We start from the raw sequence: 24,275 nt of genomic DNA, 5'->3' as shown, positions 1-24,275 counted from the left end.
TTTTACATCTCCTCAACCATTATTTTTTTTGCAATGTCTTTTCCAATTGCAACTCTTGCACCTTTTATTGATACAATTAAATTCCCATCATTTTCATTTAAAACTTTTACTATTGCTCCTCTTACAAAACCAAGATTTGCAAGATGTGATTCTGTAACATTGCTATTTTTAAGACTTTTAACTCTTACAATTCTAAAGTCTACATTTAAAGGAGCCATCACCAAGCTTAACATTTTTACACCAACTTCTAACTTTTTATAGAAAACTAAATTCAAAGAAATCTTACAATACTTGAATTCGATTATCAATTTCGTATTTAATTATAACATATATAAATGAAAATTAAAATCAATTTGGTGAATTTTTTTATCTTCGTCTTTAATTTTCATAAAAACTAATTGTAAAATTAAATAGTGCACAAATAAAAAATCTGCCCAAAGGACAGATCAAATACAGTTATTGAATTTTTACAAAAACTTCTCAAAAATTAAAAAATATATTTAAATAAAATAGAAAACAAAATTATCCCAATCACAACAAACCCAAAAACGACTCCTTTTTCTCTCACAGAAAGAGAATTGTCTTCAAAAGAATTATTTTCAATTATCCTTTTGTCGTCTTCAGTATATTCTTCTTCAGCACTTGAAAGAGAAGGATATTCAAAATTTTTATTTTTATTATTTTCTCTTGTCATTTTTCTTCCCCTTTATCTTTTTATTTTCTCTCTCCATTAAATTTCTCTTCAAGATCCTAAGGGCTTCTATGTCACTTTCTTGAAAGGCAGAAACTTTTTCTTCCTTTAATTTTTTAGCAACTTTAGAAATTTTTTCCTTAGAATTTTCTACTTCAGCTTCAAGTTCTCTTGCAGAAATTCTAGTACCACCACGAGATAAAATAATTTGCTGTTCAACATTGTCGCTTGTTGCAACTCTCACATTTGTGAGCTTTCCTATTTCATCAAGTTGCCTTTCAATATAGTGGTCAGCCGTTTCAAATTCCTTTGTAAAAACTATATCAATCCCATCTTTGATATAAATTTTTCCACCAGATTTTTTCACCAAATAGGCATCAAAGACAAGTATTATATGCTCCCTCGTGCTGTGTGAAAACTCAATCATAATATCAATTAATTCATTTCTAGCATCTTCAAGAGATATATTTTTTAGATCTATTAAGTTTTGCCACGAATTTATAATATTGTATCCATCGACAAAGAGATAGTTTTCATCTCTTCTATACCTACTAATGTATTTCTTCATTTTATTTTTTATCTAAAAATTTCATACATTATAATTGCAGCAGCAACTGAAGCATTTAGAGAGTCAAAATCTGAAAAATTTGGAATAGTAATAATTTTATCAGAATTCTTCAAGAGATTTTTAGAAACTCCCTTACCTTCATTTCCAATAATTATCCCAGCTTTTCCAGAAAAATCACAATTCCTTATGTCTTCTCCATTAAGATCTGCGGCATAAATCCAAAATCCAGCATCCTTTAATCTTTCCAAAGTTTGAGAAATATTGGTAACTTTACAAACATCAATATCATAAATCGCCCCAGCAGATGATTTCACTACTGTGTCATTGACAGTTGAAGCCCTTCTATTTGGAAAAATAATTGCATCTACACCAAAAAAGTTAGAACTTCTTGCAATTGCCCCAAAATTGTGAGGATCTTCAATTTTATCTAAGATAAAAATTTTAGCATCAGATTTATTTTCTAATTTGTTTATTAAATCTTCAAGTTCAATATATTTAAAATCACTTACAAGAGCCACAACTGCTTGATGATTTTTCGTCCCAGCAAGTTCTTCCAATTTTTCTATATCACTTGTAACTGTGGGAACCTTCAAATCCCTTGCCATTCCAATTATTTTTTTTATTGAACCTGTTGCATTTTTCCCAACATAAATTTTTTCTACTTCTTCATTTTTTAGAGCCTCAATAACTGGCCCTCTTCCATATATATATTTCATTTTAAATTCTTAAACTTCTCTCTAATTTCTTTTGCTTTGCCGCAAGTCATATTGCCTTCTGGACATAGACCTGTAACACAAGCTGGGCCTTCATCTCTAAATAAAAGTGGGGCAACCTCTTTTACTTCTCTTAACATTTCTGTTGCAAGCTCTCTAATCTCCCACTGTGCTCTCTCGCAACATCTCACTGTAAAGAAATGTTGTAGAGTCCTAACATTCATTGTAACAACAATTTTTGTTTCACAAGCATTTGGAAAAACATATCTTGCATCTTCAATGGACATTTTTTCAACAGATTTTTTTGCCTTTTTTTCATCCATTCCATTTTCAATAAGGGGTTTTGCATTCTCATTTACAAGAATTTCTACTAATTTATCGTAATCCTCTTGATCCCTTTTCATTGCCTCTATAAAAACTTTCTTTGCCTCTTCATTTTTTTCTATTTGAGGCGGAATAATGTACTCAAAACTATCAAGCTTTACATATCTCTGTGACTGTTGCGAATATGATGCAATTCTATGCCTTACAAGCTGATGTGTAAGTGTCCTAGACACCCCTTCTATTGCAAAGGTAAAACTGACATGTTCCAATGGAGATACATGCGAAAAAGACATAAGTCTATTTAAAAATTTTTCCGTAGATTCCTCTGTCAAATTTTCAGTGATTTCCTCCACTCCAACTCTTGAATAGCAAAGTTTTGCAGCAGATGCAATGGTCTTCTCTGGTTCCATTGTATGTGAAATAATTTTTACCTTCATTTAATCATCTCCCTAAATAACTCTCGTATTCTATCATATCTTTTTAAAAGATAGAGATAACCAAAAAGTGCTTCTACTCCTGTGGCTATTCTGTAATCAATTGGATCTGCATTTTTAGGAACAGTGTGCGATTTGGCATTCCTTCCTCTTTTGAAAATTCTCATCTCATCTTCTGTAAGCATATCCTCTATCTTTTCAAAAAGATCCCTTTGTCCTTTTGCACGCACAAACTTTATGCTCTCTCTGTGAAGTTTATTTGGATTTTTCCTCAAATCCAAAATTTTACTTCTAACCAAAATTTCATAACAAGCATCACCAATATATGCCAGTGCTAAAGGACTAAGTTCTCTTATTTCGCTCTCTTTATAATTTTTAACTTCTAAAAAGTTTAGATTCTCTTCCAAGTTGTCCCACTTCTCGTATCTTCTATTTCAATTCCCATTTCTTTTAAATTATCTCTAATTTCATCAGCTCTCGCAAAATCCTTATTCTTTCTTGCATCATTTCTCTCTTTGATAAGCTTGTCAATATCATGAGAAAGCTCTTCTCTGTCATTTTCCATTATCCCAAGAACTCTCGTAAGCTTCTTTAAAAGTTCTAAAGTATTATTTAACATTTCCTTTGAATTATTTTCATCAAGATTTAAATTAATATCCTTTATTAAATCAAAAATTGCAGTTATAGCATCGGCAGTATTCAAATCATCTTCCATGGCATTTTCAAATTTTTCTATATGCTTGTCAAAAGAATTGTATAAATTTTTTTCTTCATCAGAAATTTTTTCCACACTTGATTTTTCTATTGCATCTTCAAGTTTATACTTTGCATTGTAAAGTCTTTTGCTAGCATTTTTTGTCTGCTCCATGACTTCTCTTGAAAAATTAATTGGAGAACGATATTGAGTTGTTAAAAGGAAAAATCTCAACACTTCTAGATCAAACTCATCTGCAATTTCTCTTACAGTAAAGAAATTCCCCTTAGATTTACTCATCTTTTCGTTATCTACAGTTATCATGCCATTGTGTAGCCAATAATTTGCAAAAGGAACTCCATTGCAAGTTTCAGATTGAGCAATTTCATTTTCATGATGAGGAAACTGCAAATCTTCTCCACCAGTATGAATGTCAATATTATCTCCAATAAGTGTCTTTGCCATTACAGAACATTCTATGTGCCATCCAGGTCTGCCTTCGCCCCAAGGTGCACTCCAGAAAGGTTCTCCTTCTTTTTTATTTTTCCAAAGAGCAAAGTCTTGGGGATTCTTCTTGTTGTCATTTATGTCAACTCTGTGTCCGGAAATTAAATCTTCTAAATTTTTCTTGGAGAGCTTGCCATAATCCTTTGCATAACTTATATCAAAATAAACATCTCCATTTGAAACATAAGCCGCTCCCTTATCTATTAAAGTTCCTACAAAAGAAATTATTTCACCAATATGTTCTGTTGCCCTTGGGTTCAAAGTTTCATAATCATATAGATGAAGTCCATTTGCATCTTTTTTAAATTCTTTAATATATCTTTCTGCAATATCAGAAACCTTAACACCTTCATCATTTGCCTTGTTAATCATTTTGTCATCAATATCAGTAAAATTAACAACAAATTTTACTTTTATGCCTTTATATTCAAAATATCTTCTGAGAGTGTCAAATACAATAAGAGGTCTGGCATTTCCCACATGGATAAAATTGTATACAGTTGGCCCACAGTTGTAAATTCCAACCTCTCCCTCTTTAATTGGAACAAATTCTTCCTTCTTTCTACTTAGAGTATTGTATAATTTCATAAATCCTCCTATAAAAAAACGCCTCACTCGAGACGATTATTTAAAAATACTTTCGAAAAATTTTTCGTAGTAATCAAGTCCTATAAAAGTTTTGTCCTCCACCATTTTCTTTATCTTTTCTGGATCTGCAAGTGCCACATCCATAACTTCCTCTTCCTGCATAATTATATCCTTTAGAGAAATATTTTTTCGCACTAAAAAAATGTAAAATATTGTATTATTTTCAGTTATAATTCTTTTAAGAGAGAGTTCATCTTCTATTATATTAACACCAAGTTCCTCTCCAAATTCCCGAATCATACCTTCCTTTGGTGTTTCTCTTGATATTACAGACCCGCCAGCAGAACAATACCACATACCTGCAAAAGACTTTTTATTGAGAGATCTTTTTTGAATAATAAAATTTCCATCATCTCTTAAAATCCATCCTTCAACAATGATGTGATAGTCACTTTTTTTAAGACGCTCTCCTTTTCTTATAACGCGTCTTTTCCACTTTCCTTTTTTATTATATACATCCCAATATTCCACGACAAAACTCCTCATCACTATTTTACACTATTTATAGAATTTTTAAAAGATTAAGACACTTTAAAAATAAAAAATGCTGCGAATAATATTTATTTTACATAAGTCTAAAAAAGAATACTTATACAAAGAAATTATTTTAAGAAATATTTTGTTAACTACTTTAATTATATCCCTAGTGATAGATAAAACATACTTGACTATATTTTGCATGTTGTTAGGCATATTATTTTTTCTATATGATGAGAATGTAAATAAGAAAGGAACTGAATATTTATATCTATTGTCTTTAATTATATTAACACCCTTGATATCCTTAATTCTTGATTCATATTATCCTGAAACTGCAAATTTATTTTCTCCTAGGATTTCTCTATATTTAATACTTTTAATTAGTATTCTAATTTTTATACTAAATATATATTATTTTAAAAAAACAGAATTTTGTTCCAAAAATAAATTGTATTTGTTCATACTTTTACAATTAATTGTATATGTAGAATATTTTTACTTAATCTACTTTTTTATATTAAAATAAAGCTTAAAAAAGAAGTTGCCACAAATGACAACTTCTTTTTTATAATTCTTTTAAATATTTATTTAATAATTCGTAGGAAGCTTTTTCGTCAACAGTACTTATAAGACCTGCCGATGATAAAATATATTTCTCGTCCAAATAATATTTTATATCTTCATTTATTAAATATTTATCATCTAAATCTCCTATCGCAGATAGAATTTTTTTAGGATCATCTGAATTTATTAGTGACCCACCTGTTCCGATAAACATTTCTGCTGGCCTCAAATCTTTTCCATACTGCTTATAAATAGTTCTTGTAGGTGTTTCAATTTTTTTTATATGACCGATGTGCCTCTCAAGAGATGTCTTTGTTGCAATATAACAAAGTGCATTGTCAAAAAATAAATCTTCATCATTGTCTGGAACATAATCTGTATGGAAAAATCTATATTCCACCTTTTCTTTTGCATCATTTATTCCAAATTTCAGGAAAGGTTCATCTCCCACTGATTCATAAAGAGCCGTTGCAGAATATCTCATTCCCATATCACCTTCCACAGTTCTCTTTTCAAAGGGTTCATCAATTGGTGGCGATATTACATTTTCTTCTCCATAATAAGTTTTTCCAATTGAATGAATGTCAGTAGTCGCTCCTCCAATATCAACGGATAAAATTACTTTACCTAAATATTTTGCATAGACTGACATTGCCTTTTGAACAGCAATAGGTGTTGGAAGAAGTACTTCAAAATTCTCGCTCAATAAATCAATACCCTTGGCATGGGCAATTGTCTTTATAAAAATATTACCAATTGCATTTCTAAGTGGCTTATAATTTATTGTATTTGTAGTTGGCATTACATTTTCTGTAAATTCACATGGCACTCCTTTTTTATAAAAAATTTCTTTTATATATTTTTGAGTGTCAATATTTCCAGCAACAACTATGGGAATTTTTATACTTTCCTGTGCAAGTTTTTTGGCATTAAAGATTATATTTTCTCGATTTCCATGATCTGTTCCACCGCACAAAACAATAATGTCAGCACCAGAATTTTTTATTTCTTCTACGTCTTCTAAAGAAAGTTCATAAGAATAAACCTTTAAAATTCTGGCACCGCTAGACAGTGAAGCAAGTCTTGCGGCATTAGTTGTAAGATTTTTTGAAAAACCAATTGCCACAACTTTTAGTCCTCCTGATGCTGAAGAGCAACCTAAAATTTTATCATATTTGACATCAGTCTTTTTTGATAATTTTTCGTAAGCTTTGTTGAAGCCTTCTCTGACGTCAGTTTCCACAGTAGTGTAACTTGACGCACTGCCCAAAATTTCATTTTTTTCTGTATCCACTAAATTTAATTTTGTATAGGTTGATCCAACATCGACTAAAAGATATATCATACTAATTTTTCATCTACTATTTTCATTATTTCTTCGTGATTTTTATCTACAATTTTTCTTACAGAATCCATTTTTTCTTCAAGTTCACGTCTATAATCTTGATTTTTAAGAGAATTTAAGTTGATGATTACATTTAAGAATGCTCCTTCAACTGCAGCTTTAATATTTAATAGAGCTACTGCAACATCAGTGATTGCATTAGAATTTCCTTTTTCTGCAAGTTCTCTTGCATAGTCGTAAAGTTCTGTAACTTTAGTTCCAAGTCCAAGAGGTACTTCGATTGCAGCTTTGTATCCTTCTTGAATCTTTTCTGATCTAAGTTCTTTTTCTTCGTCAGTTTCCTTAGGAAGTTTCATTGCATCCATAACTCCATTAAAAGAGTTTGCATCTCTATCTATTCCTTCAACAAATTCATCTTTGTATTTATTAAGTTCTGTTTGAAGTTCTTCCATTCTTTCAGAAACGTCCATATACTTTTTCTTTCCAACAGTTAATCCTGCAACCATTGCAAGAAGTGAAGCAGCCATTGATGCATTAAGTGCAGCAATGGATCCACCTCCTGGTGCTGGTGAATTTGATGCAGTTTCGTCTGCGAATTCAACTATATTTAAATCTTTAAGCATTTTTCCTCCTAGAATAATCCAGTGATAACTCCATCATTGTCAATATCCATCTTGTTGGCAGCTGGTACTTTTGGAAGTCCTGGCATTACCATGATATTAGATGTTTGAACAACGATAAAACCTGCTCCTGCAGAAACTCTTACATCTTGAATTTCAATGTCAAAATCAGTTGGTGCTCCCATTATATTCTTATCATCTGTAAATGAGAATTGAGTTTTTGCTACACAAATTGGAAGTTTGTCAAGTCCAAGCTCTTCAAGTTTTTTAACTTGTTTTTTAGCAGCAGTAGTAAATTTTGCTTGTCTACCTCTATAAATTTCAGTAACAATCTTATTTACTTTATCTGTTATGCTGTCATTTTCATCATAAAGATATTTAAAGTCTTTATTTCCTTCGTCGATTAGTTCAACAACTTGTTTAGCTAGGTCTTCTGCACCTTCGCCACCTTTTGCGAAACATTCACAAAGGGAAATTCTTACTCCAAGTTCTTTGCAAAGTTCTTTTAATTTTTCGATTTCAGCTTCAGAGTCTGTGTCAAATCTATTTATTGCAATAATAGGAGATACGCCGAACTTTTTAACATTTTCAACGTGACGTCTTAAATTTGCAAATCCTTTTTCAAGAGCTTCAATGTTTTCGCCTTTTAATTCTTTTTTGTCAACTCCACCATGCATTTTTAATGCTCTAATTGTTGCTACAATTACAACAGCATCTGGAGAAATTCCAGCTTTTCTACACTTGATATCCATGAATTTTTCTGCACCAAGGTCTGCACCGAAACCAGCTTCTGTAACAGCATAATCACTAGTCTTAAGTGCAAGTTTAGTAGCTAAAACTGAGTTACATCCATGAGCAATATTTGCGAAAGGTCCACCATGAATAAATGCTGGTGTATTTTCTAGAGTTTGTACCATATTTGGTTTTAACGCATCTTTAAGAAGCATTGCAACTGCACCTTGGATTTCAAGATCTGCAACAGTTACAGGTTCTCCATCAAGATTGTATGCAACAATCATCTTAGCAAGTCTATTTTTTAAGTCTTCGATATTTTCTGAAAGACAAAGAACTGCCATAATTTCTGATGCAACTGTAATCATAAAGTGGTCTTCTCTAGGGAATCCATCTGCTTTTTTACCAAGAGATATAACAACATTTCTAAGAGATCTGTCATTCATATCAATTACTCTTTTCCAAGTAATTTGTCTTGAATCAATTCTAAGAGCATTACCTTGGTGAATGTGATTGTCAATACAAGCTGAAATTAAGTTATTTGCAGCTGTCATTGCGTGTAAATCTCCCGTGAAGTGAAGATTGATATCTTCCATAGGAACTACTTGTGAGTATCCGCCACCTGCAGCTCCACCTTTAACACCAAAAACTGGTCCAAGAGATGGTTCACGAAGTGCTACTGCAGATTTTTTACCAATTCTATTAAGTGCTTGAGAAAGTCCAATAGATACAGTTGATTTACCTTCTCCTGCTGGTGTTGGGCTGATTGCAGAAACTAAAATTAGTTTACCATTTTCATTATTTTCATCTATTTTTTTAATAGCTTCCCAAGAAATTTTTGTTTTATATTTACCGTATTGTTCAAGATCGTCTTTTTCAATTCCAATTTTAGCAGCAACTTCTTCAATAGGAAACATTGTGGCTTCGTCAGCTATTTGTATATCTGTTTTAAATGCCATTTATATCACTCCTCAATTAATAATGTTTCAAGAACTTGTTCTTGTTTTAAACCATCAATTTGCATATAGTAAGCTGCTGAATCAACTAAAGCTTGTAATGGAAGAAGTCCAATAAGTTCAGTGTTAACAACAGTTACTCCATATCTCTTGGCTTCTGATTTTACCATTTCAAGAGCTTGATAAATTGCAGTTTTTTCGAAGTTAACAAGGTTCATAGATACTTGAGTTTGTCCTTTTTCTTCAAGTTCAAGTCCAATAGCCTTAACAAATCTTAATCCTCCACCAATGTGACGAACTGTTTTTGCAATTTTATCAGCAATTTCAAGATTTGGTGTATCTAAGTTTACATTAAATGCAACTAAGTGGAATCTTGCTGCAACAGCAGTAGCTCCAGATTTTTCATTCATTTCTTGTGGACCAAAGTCAGGTTTCCATTCATCTTCTTTAATTTTGTCAAAGAATCCTTCGTATTGTCCTTTTCTAACTTTTGCTAAGTTCTTTCTAGCAGGAGTTGAAGCTGCATCTTCATATAGATATACAGGTATTCCCATATCACCTATTGCTTTACCAACTCTTTTTGCATATTCAACACATTCTTCAGTAGTACATTCAGTTACTGGAACGAAAGGTACAACATCTACTGCTCCCATTCTTGGGTGAGCACCTTTGTGTTTAGACATATCAATTACTTCAGTTGCAACTTTTACAGATTCAAGAACTGCATCAATTACAGCTTCAGGTTCGCCAATTACTTCAACAACAAGTCTGTTGTGATCAGCATCTGGTTGATAGTCAATTAATTTAATATTTTCTTTTGCTCTAAAACATTCAGTGATCTTTTCAACTTTCTTTAGGTCTCTACCTTCAGAATAGTTAGGAATACACATTACTCTTTTCAATTTATTTCCTCCCGTCGAATATTTAATACTTTTTACTAATTCTTACAATTATATTATAACCAATTTATTAAAGTTCTACCACTTTTTCAACTTCTTCTAGAAGTTTTCCAGAATTAATTAATTCTTGAGCTTTTTCAAGTTCTTCATAAATTTCAATTTTTGAATCATCTTCTATGAAAGCAACTTGATTTCTAATTATATCGTGAGCAACTTTTGTACCTTTACCAAGTTCGAATTTGTTTTCTTCCATTTCCATTCTAAAGTCAAGAGCTTGTGCTGCTATCATAAGTTCAGTAGTTAAAATTCTTGCAGTGTTTTTAACAACTTCTCTAACTTTTCTAGAAGCCCAGTTACCCATTGATACAAAGTCTTCTTGGTTTTCGCAAGATGTTATTGAGTCAACACTTGCTGGGTGAGATAAAGTTTTATTTTCAGATGCTAAAGCTGCTGCTGCATATTGAGTAATCATAAATCCTGAATTAAGTCCTGGGTGTTTAACTAGGAAAGAAGGCATTCCTGAAAGTGTAGTGTTAACCATTCTTTCAATTCTTCTTTCAGAAACATTTCCAAGTTCAGAAACTGCAATTGCTAAGAAGTCAAATGGTTGAGCCATTAATTCTCCATGGAAGTTACCACCAGAAATTACTTTTCCATCATGAGTGATAATTGGGTTATCAGTTGCAGAGTTAAGTTCGATTTCAACTTTTTCTTTAACATATTCAAGAGTATCTTTAGAAGCTCCGTGAATTTGTGGCATACATCTGAAAGTATAAGCATCTTGAACTCTAAGTTCAGCAGTGTGAGTTACATAAGTTGATCCTTCAAGAATATTTCTTAAATTTTCAGCAGTCTTAAGTGATCCTGCGTGAGGTCTAATTGTGTGAAGTTCTTCCCAGAATGCGTCAATAATTCCTCTAGAAGATTCACATGCCATTGCTCCAGCGATATCTGCAATTTTAGAAAGCTTAAGTGCATCATAAAGAGCAAGTGCGCCAGTTGCAGTAAGAACAGTAGTACCATTTATTAGTGCAAGACCTTCTTTTGCTGCAAGTTCAATTGGTTCAAGACCTGCTTTTTGCATAGCTTCTTTTCCTGGAAGAAGTTCTCCATCATAATAAGCTTTACCAAGTCCAAGCATTGGAAGAACCATGTGTGCAAGTGGTGCTAAGTCACCAGAAGCTCCAAGAGATCCTTTTTCAGGAATAAATGGAACAACATTCTTGTTTAACATTTCAAGAAGTAATTCAATTGTAGAAAGTCTAATACCAGAAACTCCCTTTAATAATGAATTAATTCTAATAAGCATAACTGCTCTTACTTCATCTTCAGGAAGTGGATTGCCAAAACCAGAAGCGTGAGTTCTAATAATATTTTCTTGAAGTTGAGCTGAATCTTCTTTAGAAATACTTACTCTTGAAAGTGAACCAAATCCAGTGTTGATTCCGTAAACAACTCTTTCTTCTTCAACAATTTCTTCAACATATTCTCTTGATTTGTTTACATCAGCAATTGCCTTTTCGTCAATTTCTACTTCAACATGATTTCTTGTAACAGCTACTAGTTGCTCAAGATCTAGATCATTACCTGTTAATACTACTTTGTTCATAATTGTACTTCCTTTCTTTTTAATAAATTCATTAACTGTTTAAGTTAAAATTAATATATTTTAACAAGCAGTTCTTGACAAATTTAATATTCTAACAAGTGCAAAAATTTTTATATATTTTGCAAATGTTTTCTAACTTGATTTTATTCTAAATATATATCAATGTCAATAATTTTATCAGAAATAAAACTATATTATACAAAAAAATACAATATTTTAACTGTTTTTTTTGTTAATTTATTCTTTTATATTTTGCCTTAAAACTAATTTTATTATGCTTTGATAATAAAATTGTACTATATTTTGATAAACAAATGAATTTTTACAATGTATTTTAATCATTTACTTTTTTCTATATATTCTCAAAAATTTATTTCACATTAATAATTTAAAATCTTCCAAATAAAAAATGACTTAGTTTCCCAAGTCATTAGTTTAAATTTATTTTTTAAAGTACTTTTGCCAAGAAATTTTGGGTTCTTTCATTTTTTGGATTTCCAAAAACTTCTTCTGGAGTTCCCTCTTCAATAATATATCCTCCGTCCATAAAAAGTATTCTATCTCCAACTTCTTTAGCAAAACCCATCTCGTGAGTTACAACTACCATTGTCATTCCTTCTTTTGCAAGATCTTTCATAATATCTAAAACTTCACCAACCATTTCTGGATCAAGGGCTGATGTTGGTTCGTCAAATAGCATAACCTTTGGATTCATGGCAAGAGCTCTTGCAATTGCAATTCTTTGCTTTTGCCCTCCTGATAGCGAACTTGGATAAACATCTCTTTTATCTGGGAGCCCTACTCTTTCTAAAAGTTCCATCGCTTTTTTTTCTGATTCACTTTTATCCATATTTTTTACAAGAGTAGGTGCAAGTGTTATGTTATCAATAATATTTAAATTGTTAAAAAGATTAAAGGATTGAAATACCATTCCCATATCTTCTCGAACTTTATTTATGTCAGTTCCTCTTGACGTAATCTCTTCATCATCCACAAAAATTTTTCCATTAGTAGGTTCTTCCAAAAGATTTAAGCAGCGAAGGAAAGTCGATTTTCCAGAACCAGATGGTCCAATTACTACTACAACTTCTCCATCTTTTATAATTTCATCTATTCCCTTTAAAACTTCTAATTCTCCAAAGGATTTCGTCAAATTTTCTACCTTAATCATTTGCAAGTCTCCTTTCCAAACGTCCCATCGCCTTTGAAAGACTAAATGTCATTATAAAGTAAACAAGAGCTGTATATATAAAAGGTCTCACTGGTTCGTATATTCCAGAAGATATACTTTTTCCTGCATACATAAGCTCACCAACTCCAACTGTGTATGTGATTGAAGATTCTTTTATAAGCGTTATAAATTCATTTACAAGTGCTGGCAAAATATTTTTTATTGCTTGTGGAAGTATTACTTTCTTCATAGCTTGTTTGTGATTGAGTCCAAGAGATCTTGCTGCTTCCATTTGCCCTTTGTCTATTGAACTTATTCCTGATCTAATAATTTCTGCAATATATGCCGCAGAGTTTAAACTTATTGACAAAGAACACAAAAACATTGGAGCAGTTAAAATTGTAAACTGTTCTGGTATTACTTTTTTTAGTCCAAAATAAACTATCATTATTTGGACAAGCATTGGCGTGCCTCTGACTATTTCTATATAAATACTTGCTATAATATTTAAAATTTTTGACTTTGATATTTTCATTAGAGCAAGTAAAACTCCAAGAGTAAAACCAAGTAGAACTCCGACAATAGAAAGCTCAATCGTAGTTATCGCTCCATTTATATATGCGGGAAAATATCTCTGTAAAAAATTAATTTGCGATGTTAAAAAACTCATTTTATTCTCCTCTAAAATAAAAAATTCCCCACATCATGTAGGGAATATTTAATTAATTTATTTCGCTGCTTCTTTATTAGACAATTCAATATACTCATCAAGCCACTTTTCTACCTGACCCGAATCTTTTAATCCTTTAACTACTTCTGATATTGCATCAGTTAAATCATCATTTCCTTTCTTAACAGCTGCTGAAAAACCTTTTTCCTTAGGCACTCCAATATCTTCTATAATTACTAGTCCGTCAGTAATTGATGCAAATTGTTTTGCAGGAAGTTCTGATAAAAATGCTACATCAATTGACTTGTTTTTTAGTTGTTCGATAATTACATTATTTAAGTCAAATCCCTTGCAATTATCTCCAAATTTTTCTGTTGCAAATTTATGTTGAACAGTTCCAAGTTGTGTCCCTACAATTTTTCCCTCAAGATCATCAATACTTTTGTATTTATCTTTATTTTCTTCTGTCACAAGTAAAACTTGTTCTCCTGAATAATAAGGTTCTGCAAAGTTAACTTGTTCTTTTCTTTCTTCATCAGCTTCCATTCCTGCAAGTACGAAATCAACATCACCTGCATTAAGTGAAGAAATAAGTCCTTCAAATGCCATATTCTTTACTTCAAGATCAACTCCAAGTGAATCGGCAACAGCTTCGGCAAGTGCAATGTCCACTCCTGCATATTCTTCCTTACCACTTTGGAAAGAAACCCATTCCATTGGTGGAAAATCTGCTGACGTTCCAAGAACTATCTTTCCCTTTTCTTTTATTGCATCAATTGTTGGTCCAGTAGTTTTTATTTCAATTTTTACTGCTTCCTTATTTTCATTTTTAGTGTCTTCTTTTTTGCCACAGCCAAATAAAAACAAAGCTGCCATTGCTACAATTGCAATATTAAAAAATTTCTTTTTCATATTTTTCTCCTCTTTCTCTTTGATAAATATTTTAAAGTCGCACTTAATTTTAAAAATTATTATACCTTAAAATATTGTAATTTTCAATCTTTCCTTTAACCTATTTAGCTAAAATTCCAAAAGATCTTCTGAAGGAGTATTTTCTATAATTTCATTTGGACTTTTTTCTACTGGTTTTTGATTTTGTATTTGTTCTTTTTTATCCACTTTCTTTTCTCTAGAATACTGATACACTCCCCAGCTTTCAAGTTCAGCATCTGTTCCAAGCCAAACTGGTGCGCCCACAGGAATATTTGGAAAAACATGATTTTCAATATCATAATTAAACATTCTTATACATCCATTTGAATAATAACCTCCAATCTGATGAGGTTTAATATTTCCATGAATTCCATATCCATTTGATCCTATTATACTTAATCCCATCCACCTTTCTCCAAGGGGATTGTTGGGATCATCAGCTGCGATTGGAGTATATTTTCCATTCATTCCTCCCCAAGCTGGATTCTTGCGTTTATTTTGAATTTTACCCTTTGCTGATGGAGTTGGTGTTTCACTTGTACCAAGTGTTACAGGATATTTGCCAATTGAATTTTCTCCTTTATACATCGTAAGGGTTCTTCTCGATTTATTTATCACAATCCATTTTCCCTTTGTTGGAGGATTAACAACCATGTCATAAGCTTCATAATTTTCTGTATATAAAGCCTTCTTGGTTTTGTCATTTAAATTTCCAGTGACAGGCAAATTCATTTGTGCCTGCCATCTCTTTAGTTCATCTCTTTTCTCTGTACCAGTTTTATTCATAAAATTATTTTCTCTCACAAAGCCCTCTGCAAAAACAAAATTTGACAAAAGGCTTAAAGACAAAATAAAAATACTTAACTTTTTTATTTTATTCAAATCAATCCTCCAATTTATCCTTTAAAAATTCACCTGTGTATGAACTTTTGCACTTTACAATCTCTTCAGGTGTTCCAGTGAAAAGAACTTCTCCTCCACCTTCTCCACCTTCAGGTCCAAGATCTATTATGTGATCAGCACATTTTATCACATCTAAATTATGTTCAATCGTGATTACAGTGTTTCCACGATCTACAAGTTCTTGCAGAACTTTTATAAGTTTATTCACATCTTCAGAGTGAAGACCTGTTGTTGGTTCATCTAAAATATATAGAGTTCTACCTGTCGCTCTTTTCGAAAGTTCTGTGGCAAGTTTAATTCTCTGTGCCTCTCCTCCTGACAAAAGAGTAGAGCTTTGTCCAAGTTTAATATAAGATAAACCTACGTCCCTTAAAGTTTCAAGTTTTCTTAAGACTCTCTCGTGATTTTCAAAAAATTGAATTGCCTCTTCAACTGTCATATCAAGCACATCGTAAATATTTTTGCCCTTGTATTTCACTTCAAGAGTTTCACGATTGTACCTCTTCCCATGGCAAACTTCGCATGGTACATAAACATCAGATAGAAAGTGCATCTCAACTTTTAAAATTCCATCGCCCTTGCAAGCTTCGCATCTTCCACCTTTTACGTTAAAAGAAAATCTTCCCTTTTTATATCCACGCATTTTTGCCTCATTTGTATTTGCAAAAATATCTCTTATTATATCAAAAGCTCCAGTGTATGTTGCTGGATTTGACCTTGGCGTCCTGCCTATTGGCGACTGATCTATATCAACTACTTTGTCAATATTTTCAAGTCCTTCAACTTTTTTGTGCTTTCCCGGTTTTATTCTCGATTTATTTATCTTTTGCGCCAAACTCTTGTACAAAATTTCATTTACAAGAGATGACTTGCCAGAACCAGAAACTCCAGTTACACAAATAAATTCTCCCAAAGGGAATTCCACATCAATATTTTTCAAATTATGTTCACTTGCACCAATAACTTTTATCGAGTTCCCGTTGGATTTTCTTCTCTCTTTGGGAACTTCAATTTTTTTCCTGCCACTCAAATAAGCTCCAGTTATGGATTCTCCTATTTCCATAATTTCTTCAGCAGTACCTTGTGCAACAATTCTTCCGCCATTAACTCCTGCAAGTGGTCCAATATCAACAATTTCATCAGCAGCAAACATTGTGTCTTCATCGTGTTCAACTACAATTAAAGTATTTCCTATATCTGTTAAATTTCTTAAAGACTCTAAAAGTTTTGCATTGTCCCTTTGGTGAAGTCCAATGCTTGGTTCATCTAATACATAAATTACACCTACAAGTTGTGATCCTATTTGAGTTGCAAGCCTAATTCTCTGTGCTTCTCCGCCAGATAAAGTCCCTGCCATCCTGGAAAGAGAAAGATATTCAAGGCCAACATTTACTAAAAATTCTAATCTTGACTTTATTTCTTTTAAAAGTTCTTCTGCTATAATCATTTCATTTTTAGTAAATTTTAAATTTTGAAAAAATTCTAAACATTTGTCAATTGAAAGTTCTGTCAGTTCAAAAATATTTAGTCCTCCAACTCTTATAGCAAGTGAAGAATCTTTTAATCTACTTCCATGACATTTTGGACATGGAACTTCTTCCATAAACTCATCAATCTTATCCAACATTCTATCTGAACTCGATTCAGTGTATCTTCTCTTCAAGTTTTTTAAAATCCCTTCGAACCCACCAGAATATTTTTTTTCTCCAGAAAAATAAGAGTTAAAAGAAAAAGATAAATTTCCCTTGTAACCATTAAAAATCGCATCCATAAATTCCTTTGGTGCATTTTTTATTGGCTCTTTCGTACTAAACTTAAACTTTTTCGCAATTTCAGAAATTATTTCATAATAATAAGTTCCCTTTGAGTTTGAATAGCAGGCAATAGCACCTTCATCAATAGAAAGTTCTTTATTAGGAATAACTAAATCCTTTGAAACTTCTTTAGAAAATCCAAGACCTTTACATTCTTCACAAGCACCCATAGGAGAGTTAAATGAAAAAGATCTTGGCGTAACTTCTTCTATTATAATATTGCAATGGGGGCAGGCAAACTTCGTTGAAAAAATTAAATCTTCACCATCAATTACATTTATCTTAGCAATTCCATCACTTAAATTAGTTGCAATTTCAAGAGAATCTGCAAGTCTAGATTCAATCTTTTCCTTTACAATAATTCTATCAACTACAACATCTATATCGTGATTTTTATTTTTATCCAGCTCTATTTCATCGGAAATGTCGTGCATTTCTCCATCAACAATTACCCTCAAAAATCCTTCTTTTTTTACCTTCTCAAAAACTTTTTTGTGTTGACCTTTTCTATGTCTTACAATTGGGGATAAAATTTGGATTTTAGTCCTCTCTTCTAATTTCATAATTTCATCCACCATTTGATCAATTGTATATGACGAGATTTCCCTTCCACACTCAGGGCAATAAGCATGACCCACTCTTGCATACAAAAGCCTTAGATAATCGTAAATTTCTGTAACTGTCCCCACAGTTGACCTTGGATTTTTTGATGTGGTCTTTTGATCAATAGATATAGATGGGCTCATGCCTTCAATATAATCAACTTCAGGTTTATCCATCTGCCCCAAAAATTGTCTTGCATAAGAGGAAAGACTCTCTACATATCTTCTTTGGCCTTCAGCATAAATTGTGTCAAAGGCAAGAGATGACTTCCCAGATCCAGAAAGTCCAGTGAAAACTACAAATTTATTTCGTGGAATATTTAAGTCAACATTTTTTAAATTGTTGACTCTTGCTCCCTTTACTATTATTTCATCTTTCAATAATAACACCTCTTAAAGGATGGCGTCCTTTTTCTTCTCTTTTAATTCTTTGATTTTATCTCTAATTTCAGCAGCCTTTTCAAAATCAAGTTCCTCTGCCGCCCTATACATTTCAGGTTTTAAAGCATCAATCATTTCCATAATTTCATCTCTTGTAAATTCAGTTTCTTCATCTTTTGCACTCTCAAATAATGTTTCATCTTCTGCTGCAATTGCAGTATTTATAACATCACGCACACTTTTCACAATAGTTTTCGGTGTGATGTTATTTTCTTTATTGTAATCTTCTTGAATTTTTCTCCTTCTAGAAGTTTCATCAATTGTCACTCGCATAGAAGGTGTAATTGTATCTGCATACATTATAACCTTTCCATCAGCATTTCTTGCAGCACGCCCTGCCGTCTGAATAAGAGATGTAACTGAACGCAAAAAACCTTCCTTATCCGCATCGAGTATACAAACTCGTGAAACTTCTGGCAAGTCCAATCCTTCTCTCAAAAGATTTATCCCAACTAACACGTCAACTTTTCCAAGACGCAAATCTCTTATTATTTGCATTCTCTCAAGTGTATCGACATCAGAGTGCATGTAGGTTACTTTATACCCAATTTCTTTTAAATGTCTTGACAAATCTTCTGACATTTTTTTTGTTAAAGTCGTTATTAAAACTCTTTCACTTCTTTCAATTGCACTGTCAATCTCATTCACAATATCATCAATTTGATTTTTTATTGGTCGAACTTCAATAATTGGATCAAGAAGACCTGTTGGTCTAATAATTTGTTCAACTTCTTGTTCAGTATGTTCAAGTTCATAAGGTCCAGGAGTTGCAGAAACATAGACACATTGATTCATCATATTTTCAAATTCATTAAATCTAAGTGGTCTGTTATCAAGAGCAGAAGGAAGTCTAAAACCATAATCCACTAAAGTTTGTTTACGAGATCTATCTCCATTAAACATTCCTCTAATTTGTGGAATTGTTTGATGAGATTCATCTATAATAGTGAGAAAATCCTTTGGAAAATAATCTATCAAAGTATAAGGTCTTGAGCCAGGTTCCCTTCCTGATAAATGTCTAGAATAATTTTCAATTCCAGAACAAAATCCCATTTCAGAAAGCATCTCCAAATCATATCTTGTTCTCTGTTCAAGTCTTTGTGCTTCTAAAAGTTTTTCTTGATCCTTTAAAACTTTTAGTCTTTCTTCTAGTTCTTCCTCTATTGTAACAATTGCTCTTTTTACTTTTTCCTCTGATGTTGCAAAGTGAGATGCAGGAGTTATAAAGGCGTGATTCAAATAGGCTACCACTTCTCCTGTGAGAGCATTTACTTCGCTAATTCTATCTATTTCATCTCCAAAAAATTCAACACGAATGGAATTTTCAGAAGAAGATGCAGGGAAAATTTCCAAAATATCTCCACGAACTCTAAAAGTTCCACGTTTAAACTCATAATCATTTCTAACATATTGTATGTCGACAAGTTTTGTCATTACATCATTTCTATCTTTTATCATTCCCGGTCTAAGTGATATGGCAAGACTTTCATAATCAATTGGATCTCCCAACCCATATATGCAAGAAACTGATGCAACAATTATTACATCTTTTCTCTCAAAAAGAGACATTGTTGCAGAGTGACGAAGTTTATCTATCTCATCATTAATAGAAGAATCCTTCTCTATAAATGTATCTGTCCCTGGCACATAAGCCTCTGGTTGATAATAATCATAGTAAGACACAAAAAATTCAACTGCATTTTCTGGGAAAAATTCCTTTAACTCTGAGCAAAGTTGATAAGCAAGAGTTTTATTGTGTGCAATTACAAGAGTTGGCTTTTGCACCTTCTCTATTACATTTGCCATTGTGAAAGTCTTTCCCGAACCAGTAACACCCAAAAGATTTTGGTGTTTGTAGCCTTTTTTTATTCCCTCAGTCAATTTATCAATAGCCTGTGGCTGATCTCCTGTTGGTTTATAATCTGAATGAATTTTAAATTTCATTAACTCACCTTTTAATAAGCAAAAATATTGGAGTCCGTTCTCTTCTCAGTCCCTCCAATGTAAACATCATCTTTCTTCAAAATAATTTGACCACGGCCCATATTCTTAAAATCACTTACAACATTTACATCATGTCCATGACTTTTAAGTCCTTCAATTATTTCACTATAAAAATCACACTCCACATCAATTTTCTTGTCACCAGTCCACATAATTCTAGGTGCATCAAGAGCAGCTTGTGGATTTAAATTAAAATCAATCATATTTGTCAAAACTTCAACATGAGCTTGTGGCTGCATAAAAGCTCCCATTATCCCAAAAGCTCCAAGAGCTTCTTCATCTCTTGTCATAAAACCAGGAATAATTGTGTGGTAAGGAAGTTTACCCCCCTCCAAAGAATTTGCAAGTCCAGCTTTAAAGTAAAAATTTTCTACTCTATTGTTAAGGGCAATACCTGTACTTGGCACAACAATACCAGAACCAAATCCAGAATAATTTGACTGAATCATGGACACCATATTTCCATATTTATCTGCTGTTGCAAAATAAACTGTATCAGATGATTTTATTGCGTATTCTTCTGGAATAATTGCATTGTCTTTTATTTCACCTCTTCTTTTTCTTGCATAATTATCTGACAAAAGTTCTTCAATTTTTATCTTCATATCTTTTGGGTCTGCTACATAAGCTTTCGCATCAGTAAGGGATAATTTTATAGCTTCAATAATATTATGAATTGTATTAGGATCTCTTCTGTCTTTAAGTTCCATTTCACTTAAAATATTTAAAGCCATTAAAACAGAAATCCCATGACCATTGGGAGGTATTTCCCAAATATCAATACCTCTGTAATTTGTAGAAATAGGATTTACATAACTTGGATTAAAGCTCTTTAAATCATTAAAATCTAAAAAGCCATCTAGCCTTTCCACTTCATCAGAAATTTTTTCTGCAAGCCTTCCATTATAAAAGGACTTGCCACTAGTGTCTGCAATTTCTATTAAAGTGTTTGCCATATCCTTTGATCTAAAAATCTCTCCAGCTTTTGGTGCATTTCCGTCAACTGTAAAAGTTTTAAAAAATTCAGAAAACTCATCTCTATTTAATCTTTTATACTTTTCACAATTTTCTTTCCAAAGTTTCGCAATTTGTGGCGTCACTGCAAATCCCTCTTCTGCATAAGAAATAGCAGGTTCAAAAACTTTATCAATGCTCATCGTAGAAAAATCTTTGTGAAGTTTCATAAATCCACCAATTAATCCAGGAGTGTTTATAACATTTATACCACAACTTGGCATACTATCATAACCCCTTTTCTTTAAAGCATCAATAGAAATATTTTTAGGACTTCTTCCACTTGCATTTATACCATAAAGTTTTCCATTATAAAAAATAATTGCAAACATATCGGAACCAAGTCCGTTTCCTGTAGGTTCAACGACAGGAAGTGTCATTGAAACAGCAAGAGCAGCATCAATAGCATTTCCACCATCCAAAAGAATTTTTGCCCCTGCACTTGTTGCATAAGGTGAAGAAGTCGCCACCATTCCATTCTTCCCAAAAATTACCCTCCTAGTAGAATGATAGGGATACTTATTGTAATCAAAATCTTTATAAAAATCATAATCAAAATTCATTTAATCATCCTCGTTTTATATAGTAAAAAACTTAAATAACTAAACTTAATTCTATAATTAAATGGTAAATAATTCAACTTTTTAAGTTTATTTTATTATCACGAATTTCATCTTTATAATTAAAACTTTTTATAGCATGTGTTTTTAAAAATTTACAAAAAAAGAAACTCCTTAAATATGAAAGAAGTTTCTTCTCAATTTGTTATTTAATTATTTACGCCATTTTCTTTTTGTCTTTTTTAGTTCTTTTTTAAATCTTTTTAAATCTTGTTTGTATTCATAGGCATCATACACTTTTATTTTTCTATTGTATTTATGAGCCAAATCAAAAACTCTTTCTTTATCTCTCTCATCAAAGAAAAATCTTTTTGTAACATCTCCCTTTGTGAAATATAAAAGTATTAATTTTGGTTCTTCTGGCTTTTTTTCATAAGTTATGGCATCAATTTCTGACCAGTCCCAAATATGATATGTGTGAGTTATCTTCATATCAGTATACATCTCAAGTCCCTTTGGAGTTGCCGCAACATACCTTTTTGTCAAAAGAGAAAGTAAAAGTAAAAGTGCCAATACAAGAGTCAATTTGTACTCTGTGAATATCCCCAACAAAATTAAAATAGAAGTGATTACGTAGGCATATTTTTCAGAAAAGCTTTTTCTAGGGTTCACATATACGTATTTTATTGCTTCGCTGTCATTATCCCAAGGTAGTTTTTTTTCTGACACATAATCACTTCTTTCTAAAAATTTTTAATATTTATTGTTCTTAATTAATTCTAATTAAGCTGTAACTTTAGGAGCTTTACCTTCAGCTCTTAATTTTTCAAGTTGAGAAACTGCATATTTATGTGCTTCTTCAGGAGCAGCTGCAGCTTTCTTCATTTTAGTTTTACCGAATAGATTTGTATAAGCACCATCTGCCCAGAAAATATTTCTTCCTGCAAATGCTGTTACACAAGCATAAATTGGGTTTAGTAAGTTAACAAATGCAAATGGGAAATATGTGAATGGACTCATTCCCAAAACTCCACTTTGATAAGCTCCACAAGCTGTCCATGGGAACATACATGCCCAAAGTGTACCTGCATCTTCAAGTGTTCTTGACAACATATTTCTTGCAAGTCCAAGTTCATCATATTTATCATCATATAGTGGAGCAGGAACTCCAATTCCTAAGAATTGGTCACACATTGCTGCATCACAGAATAATGATGTAAGCATTGTTGCAAATACAAGTCCTCCAACAGAGTTGATTCTATTTTTAACATTTCCAAATATTCTTTCAACTGATCCACATCTTTCAAGAGCTCCACCAAAGGATACTGCAAGTATAATTAAGTTGATTGTCCACATTTGGTTATCCATACCACCCTTGGCAAGAGCAGCGTCTACAAATTCATTTCCTGTTTCAATTGATGGACCATAGTGAAGAACTGAGAATAATTCCGCAAGATTGTTTCCACCTTGGAAAATTACTGAGAATAAAACACCAGTTGCTACTGAAATAAGAACACCTGGAAGTCCAGGAACTCTTAATATACATACTACAACAATTACTACAATTGGAAGAAGCACTGCTGGATTTAAATTAAAGTTTGCTGCTAATGCATCTTGTATTCCTTCTGCAATTGTAGGGTCATAATTGCTAGCATTAATTCTTGATCCAAGGATTGCGTAAATAATAAGTGAAATTAGGAAAACAGGTCCTGTTGTTGAAACCATTGCATTTACGTGATCAAATAATCCTGTATTTGAAACACCAGCTGCAAGGTTTGTTGTATCAGATAGTGGAGAAAATTTATCTCCAACATAAGCTCCTGAAATTACCATACCAGCAGTAAGTGCAGGGTTAATTCCAAGACCAACACCTATTGTCATAAAGGCAATACCTATTGTACCAGTTGCTGTCCAAGATGAACCACAAGCAAGTCCAACTATTGCTATAAGAATACATCCTACAGGTAAAAATGATTGCGGTGTAAGTAATTTTAAACCATAATAAATAACTGCAGGAATTGTTCCTGAAATCATGAAAGAAGAAATCAATAAACCTACTGTAAGTAAAATTAAAATTGCTTCAAGTGTAGCTGTAAGTCTTTCAACCATACCTTCCAACATTTCAGAAAAATTATGTCCACAAGCTGCTCCAACTGCACATGCAACAACTATCGCTATAATTAGCGGCATATGTGCTGCATCATAAACTTCATCACTGAAGTTGAAAACATATACCATTAGTGCAACCATAGTAACGATTGGCAAAATCGCTTCAATCATATTAGGTAGTCTAACGGATTTTTGACCTTCATTTTTCATATAATTACCTCCTTAACACGTCATTAGACATATTAATCTTGTATAAAAATTTTTAATATG

22 protein-coding genes are annotated in these 24,275 nt (G+C 32.2%); all 22 read right to left on the bottom strand.

Going from position 1 to position 24,275, the window contains the following annotated elements:
- Positions 1-2 precede the first annotated feature (2 nt).
- The 22 genes from BQ5450_RS07955 to nhaC all read right to left on the bottom strand — a co-directional run bounded on the left by BQ5450_RS07955 (position 3) and on the right by nhaC (position 24,215).
- Positions 3-233 carry a FeoA family protein gene (locus tag BQ5450_RS07955; RefSeq protein WP_010244502.1) on the bottom strand — a complete coding sequence of 77 codons (231 nt, stop codon included), beginning with the start codon at positions 231-233 and terminating at the stop codon, positions 3-5.
- Between the two features lie 254 nt (positions 234-487).
- Positions 488-694, bottom strand: coding sequence for a hypothetical protein (locus tag BQ5450_RS07950; protein WP_071126505.1), 207 nt, complete (start codon positions 692-694; stop codon positions 488-490).
- Positions 678-1,259, bottom strand: a complete 582-nt coding sequence (locus BQ5450_RS07945) for an NYN domain-containing protein (protein ID WP_071126504.1) — start codon at positions 1,257-1,259, stop codon at positions 678-680. Before BQ5450_RS07945 ends, BQ5450_RS07950 begins: the two co-directional genes overlap by 17 nt.
- An 8-nt stretch (positions 1,260-1,267) precedes the next feature.
- On the bottom strand, positions 1,268-1,975 hold the full coding sequence (rlmB, locus tag BQ5450_RS07940; protein WP_010244510.1) for a 23S rRNA (guanosine(2251)-2'-O)-methyltransferase RlmB: 708 nt from the start codon (positions 1,973-1,975) through the stop codon (positions 1,268-1,270).
- Positions 1,972-2,733 carry an FAD-dependent thymidylate synthase gene (gene thyX / locus BQ5450_RS07935; protein WP_071126503.1) on the bottom strand — a complete coding sequence of 254 codons (762 nt, stop codon included), beginning with the start codon at positions 2,731-2,733 and terminating at the stop codon, positions 1,972-1,974. The genes rlmB and thyX overlap by 4 nt, the downstream gene beginning before the upstream one ends.
- Positions 2,730-3,137, bottom strand: coding sequence for a Mini-ribonuclease 3 (locus BQ5450_RS07930; protein ID WP_010244514.1), 408 nt, complete (start codon positions 3,135-3,137; stop codon positions 2,730-2,732). Before BQ5450_RS07930 ends, thyX begins: the two co-directional genes overlap by 4 nt.
- Positions 3,122-4,519 (bottom strand): cysteine--tRNA ligase, encoded by a 1,398-nt coding sequence (gene cysS, locus BQ5450_RS07925; protein ID WP_010244516.1) that lies wholly within the window; start codon positions 4,517-4,519, stop codon positions 3,122-3,124. Before cysS ends, BQ5450_RS07930 begins: the two co-directional genes overlap by 16 nt.
- Before the next feature lie 36 nt (positions 4,520-4,555).
- The gene (locus BQ5450_RS07920) at positions 4,556-5,050 is read right to left on the bottom strand and encodes an NUDIX hydrolase (protein ID WP_010244519.1); all 495 of its coding nucleotides are present in this window, start codon (positions 5,048-5,050) and stop codon (positions 4,556-4,558) included.
- Positions 5,051-5,624: 574 nt separating this feature from the next.
- Positions 5,625-6,968, bottom strand: a complete 1,344-nt coding sequence (gene glmL, locus BQ5450_RS07915) for a methylaspartate mutase accessory protein GlmL (protein WP_010244522.1) — start codon at positions 6,966-6,968, stop codon at positions 5,625-5,627.
- Positions 6,965-7,591: a cyclodeaminase/cyclohydrolase family protein gene (locus tag BQ5450_RS07910; protein ID WP_071126502.1), complete on the bottom strand. Its 627-nt coding sequence runs from the start codon at positions 7,589-7,591 to the stop codon at positions 6,965-6,967. Before BQ5450_RS07910 ends, glmL begins: the two co-directional genes overlap by 4 nt.
- A gap of 8 nt (positions 7,592-7,599) precedes the next feature.
- Positions 7,600-9,279, bottom strand: coding sequence for a formate--tetrahydrofolate ligase (locus BQ5450_RS07905; RefSeq protein WP_071126501.1), 1,680 nt, complete (start codon positions 9,277-9,279; stop codon positions 7,600-7,602).
- 5 nt (positions 9,280-9,284) lie between these two features.
- Positions 9,285-10,178, bottom strand: a complete 894-nt coding sequence (gene ftcD / locus BQ5450_RS07900; protein ID WP_010244531.1) for a glutamate formimidoyltransferase — start codon at positions 10,176-10,178, stop codon at positions 9,285-9,287.
- Positions 10,179-10,245: 67 nt separating this feature from the next.
- Positions 10,246-11,784 (bottom strand): histidine ammonia-lyase, encoded by a 1,539-nt coding sequence (hutH, locus tag BQ5450_RS07895; RefSeq protein ID WP_010244534.1) that lies wholly within the window; start codon positions 11,782-11,784, stop codon positions 10,246-10,248.
- A 448-nt stretch (positions 11,785-12,232) separates the two neighbouring features.
- Complete coding sequence (locus BQ5450_RS07890) at positions 12,233-12,955, bottom strand: amino acid ABC transporter ATP-binding protein (RefSeq protein ID WP_071126500.1); 723 nt, start codon at positions 12,953-12,955, stop codon at positions 12,233-12,235.
- Entirely contained in the window at positions 12,948-13,625 is a 678-nt protein-coding gene (locus tag BQ5450_RS07885; protein ID WP_010244540.1) for an amino acid ABC transporter permease, read from the bottom strand. The genes BQ5450_RS07890 and BQ5450_RS07885 overlap by 8 nt, the downstream gene beginning before the upstream one ends.
- 57 nt (positions 13,626-13,682) lie before the next feature.
- Positions 13,683-14,537: a transporter substrate-binding domain-containing protein gene (locus BQ5450_RS07880; RefSeq protein WP_010244542.1), complete on the bottom strand. Its 855-nt coding sequence runs from the start codon at positions 14,535-14,537 to the stop codon at positions 13,683-13,685.
- A 108-nt stretch (positions 14,538-14,645) separates the two neighbouring features.
- Positions 14,646-15,440, bottom strand: coding sequence for a L,D-transpeptidase family protein (locus BQ5450_RS07875; RefSeq protein WP_071126499.1), 795 nt, complete (start codon positions 15,438-15,440; stop codon positions 14,646-14,648).
- 1 nt (position 15,441) lies between these two features.
- On the bottom strand, positions 15,442-18,258 hold the full coding sequence (gene uvrA, locus BQ5450_RS07870; protein ID WP_071126498.1) for an excinuclease ABC subunit UvrA: 2,817 nt from the start codon (positions 18,256-18,258) through the stop codon (positions 15,442-15,444).
- A gap of 12 nt (positions 18,259-18,270) precedes the next feature.
- Entirely contained in the window at positions 18,271-20,262 is a 1,992-nt protein-coding gene (gene uvrB, locus BQ5450_RS07865) for an excinuclease ABC subunit UvrB (protein WP_010244551.1), read from the bottom strand.
- A gap of 11 nt (positions 20,263-20,273) precedes the next feature.
- Positions 20,274-21,899: a gamma-glutamyltransferase family protein gene (locus BQ5450_RS07860; RefSeq protein WP_071126497.1), complete on the bottom strand. Its 1,626-nt coding sequence runs from the start codon at positions 21,897-21,899 to the stop codon at positions 20,274-20,276.
- A gap of 210 nt (positions 21,900-22,109) precedes the next feature.
- The gene (locus tag BQ5450_RS07855; protein WP_010244557.1) at positions 22,110-22,625 is read right to left on the bottom strand and encodes a PH domain-containing protein; all 516 of its coding nucleotides are present in this window, start codon (positions 22,623-22,625) and stop codon (positions 22,110-22,112) included.
- Between the two features lie 54 nt (positions 22,626-22,679).
- Entirely contained in the window at positions 22,680-24,215 is a 1,536-nt protein-coding gene (nhaC, locus tag BQ5450_RS07850; protein WP_071126496.1) for a Na+/H+ antiporter NhaC, read from the bottom strand.
- Between the last annotated feature and the right edge of the window lie 60 nt (positions 24,216-24,275).

It is taken from the genome of Peptoniphilus lacydonensis, assembly GCF_900106515.1.
GTDB classification, from domain to species: Bacteria; Bacillota; Clostridia; order Tissierellales; family Peptoniphilaceae; genus Peptoniphilus_A; species Peptoniphilus_A lacydonensis.
Note: the sequence above shows the minus strand (reverse complement) of the source record. Positions and strands in the feature narration are given on the sequence as shown.

Bases quoted from the DNA above. Each gene is read 5' to 3' on its own strand.
- BQ5450_RS07885 (WP_010244540.1), bottom strand. From the start codon at position 13,625: ATGAGTTTTTTAACATCGCAAATTAATTTTTTACAGAGATATTTTCCC.
- cysS (WP_010244516.1), bottom strand. From the start codon at position 4,519: ATGAAATTATACAATACTCTAAGTAGAAAGAAGGAAGAATTTGTTCCA.
- BQ5450_RS07950 (WP_071126505.1), bottom strand. From the start codon at position 694: ATGACAAGAGAAAATAATAAAAATAAAAATTTTGAATATCCTTCTCTT.
- glmL (WP_010244522.1), bottom strand. From the start codon at position 6,968: ATGATATATCTTTTAGTCGATGTTGGATCAACCTATACAAAATTAAAT.
- thyX (WP_071126503.1), bottom strand. From the start codon at position 2,733: ATGAAGGTAAAAATTATTTCACATACAATGGAACCAGAGAAGACCATT.
- BQ5450_RS07910 (WP_071126502.1), bottom strand. From the start codon at position 7,591: ATGCTTAAAGATTTAAATATAGTTGAATTCGCAGACGAAACTGCATCA.
- uvrB (WP_010244551.1), bottom strand. From the start codon at position 20,262: ATGAAATTTAAAATTCATTCAGATTATAAACCAACAGGAGATCAGCCA.
- hutH (WP_010244534.1), bottom strand. From the start codon at position 11,784: ATGAACAAAGTAGTATTAACAGGTAATGATCTAGATCTTGAGCAACTA.
- BQ5450_RS07860 (WP_071126497.1), bottom strand. From the start codon at position 21,899: ATGAATTTTGATTATGATTTTTATAAAGATTTTGATTACAATAAGTAT.
- BQ5450_RS07880 (WP_010244542.1), bottom strand. From the start codon at position 14,537: ATGAAAAAGAAATTTTTTAATATTGCAATTGTAGCAATGGCAGCTTTG.
- BQ5450_RS07945 (WP_071126504.1), bottom strand. From the start codon at position 1,259: ATGAAGAAATACATTAGTAGGTATAGAAGAGATGAAAACTATCTCTTT.
- BQ5450_RS07890 (WP_071126500.1), bottom strand. From the start codon at position 12,955: ATGATTAAGGTAGAAAATTTGACGAAATCCTTTGGAGAATTAGAAGTT.
- BQ5450_RS07905 (WP_071126501.1), bottom strand. From the start codon at position 9,279: ATGGCATTTAAAACAGATATACAAATAGCTGACGAAGCCACAATGTTT.
- BQ5450_RS07955 (WP_010244502.1), bottom strand. From the start codon at position 233: ATGTTAAGCTTGGTGATGGCTCCTTTAAATGTAGACTTTAGAATTGTA.
- nhaC (WP_071126496.1), bottom strand. From the start codon at position 24,215: ATGAAAAATGAAGGTCAAAAATCCGTTAGACTACCTAATATGATTGAA.
- rlmB (WP_010244510.1), bottom strand. From the start codon at position 1,975: ATGAAATATATATATGGAAGAGGGCCAGTTATTGAGGCTCTAAAAAAT.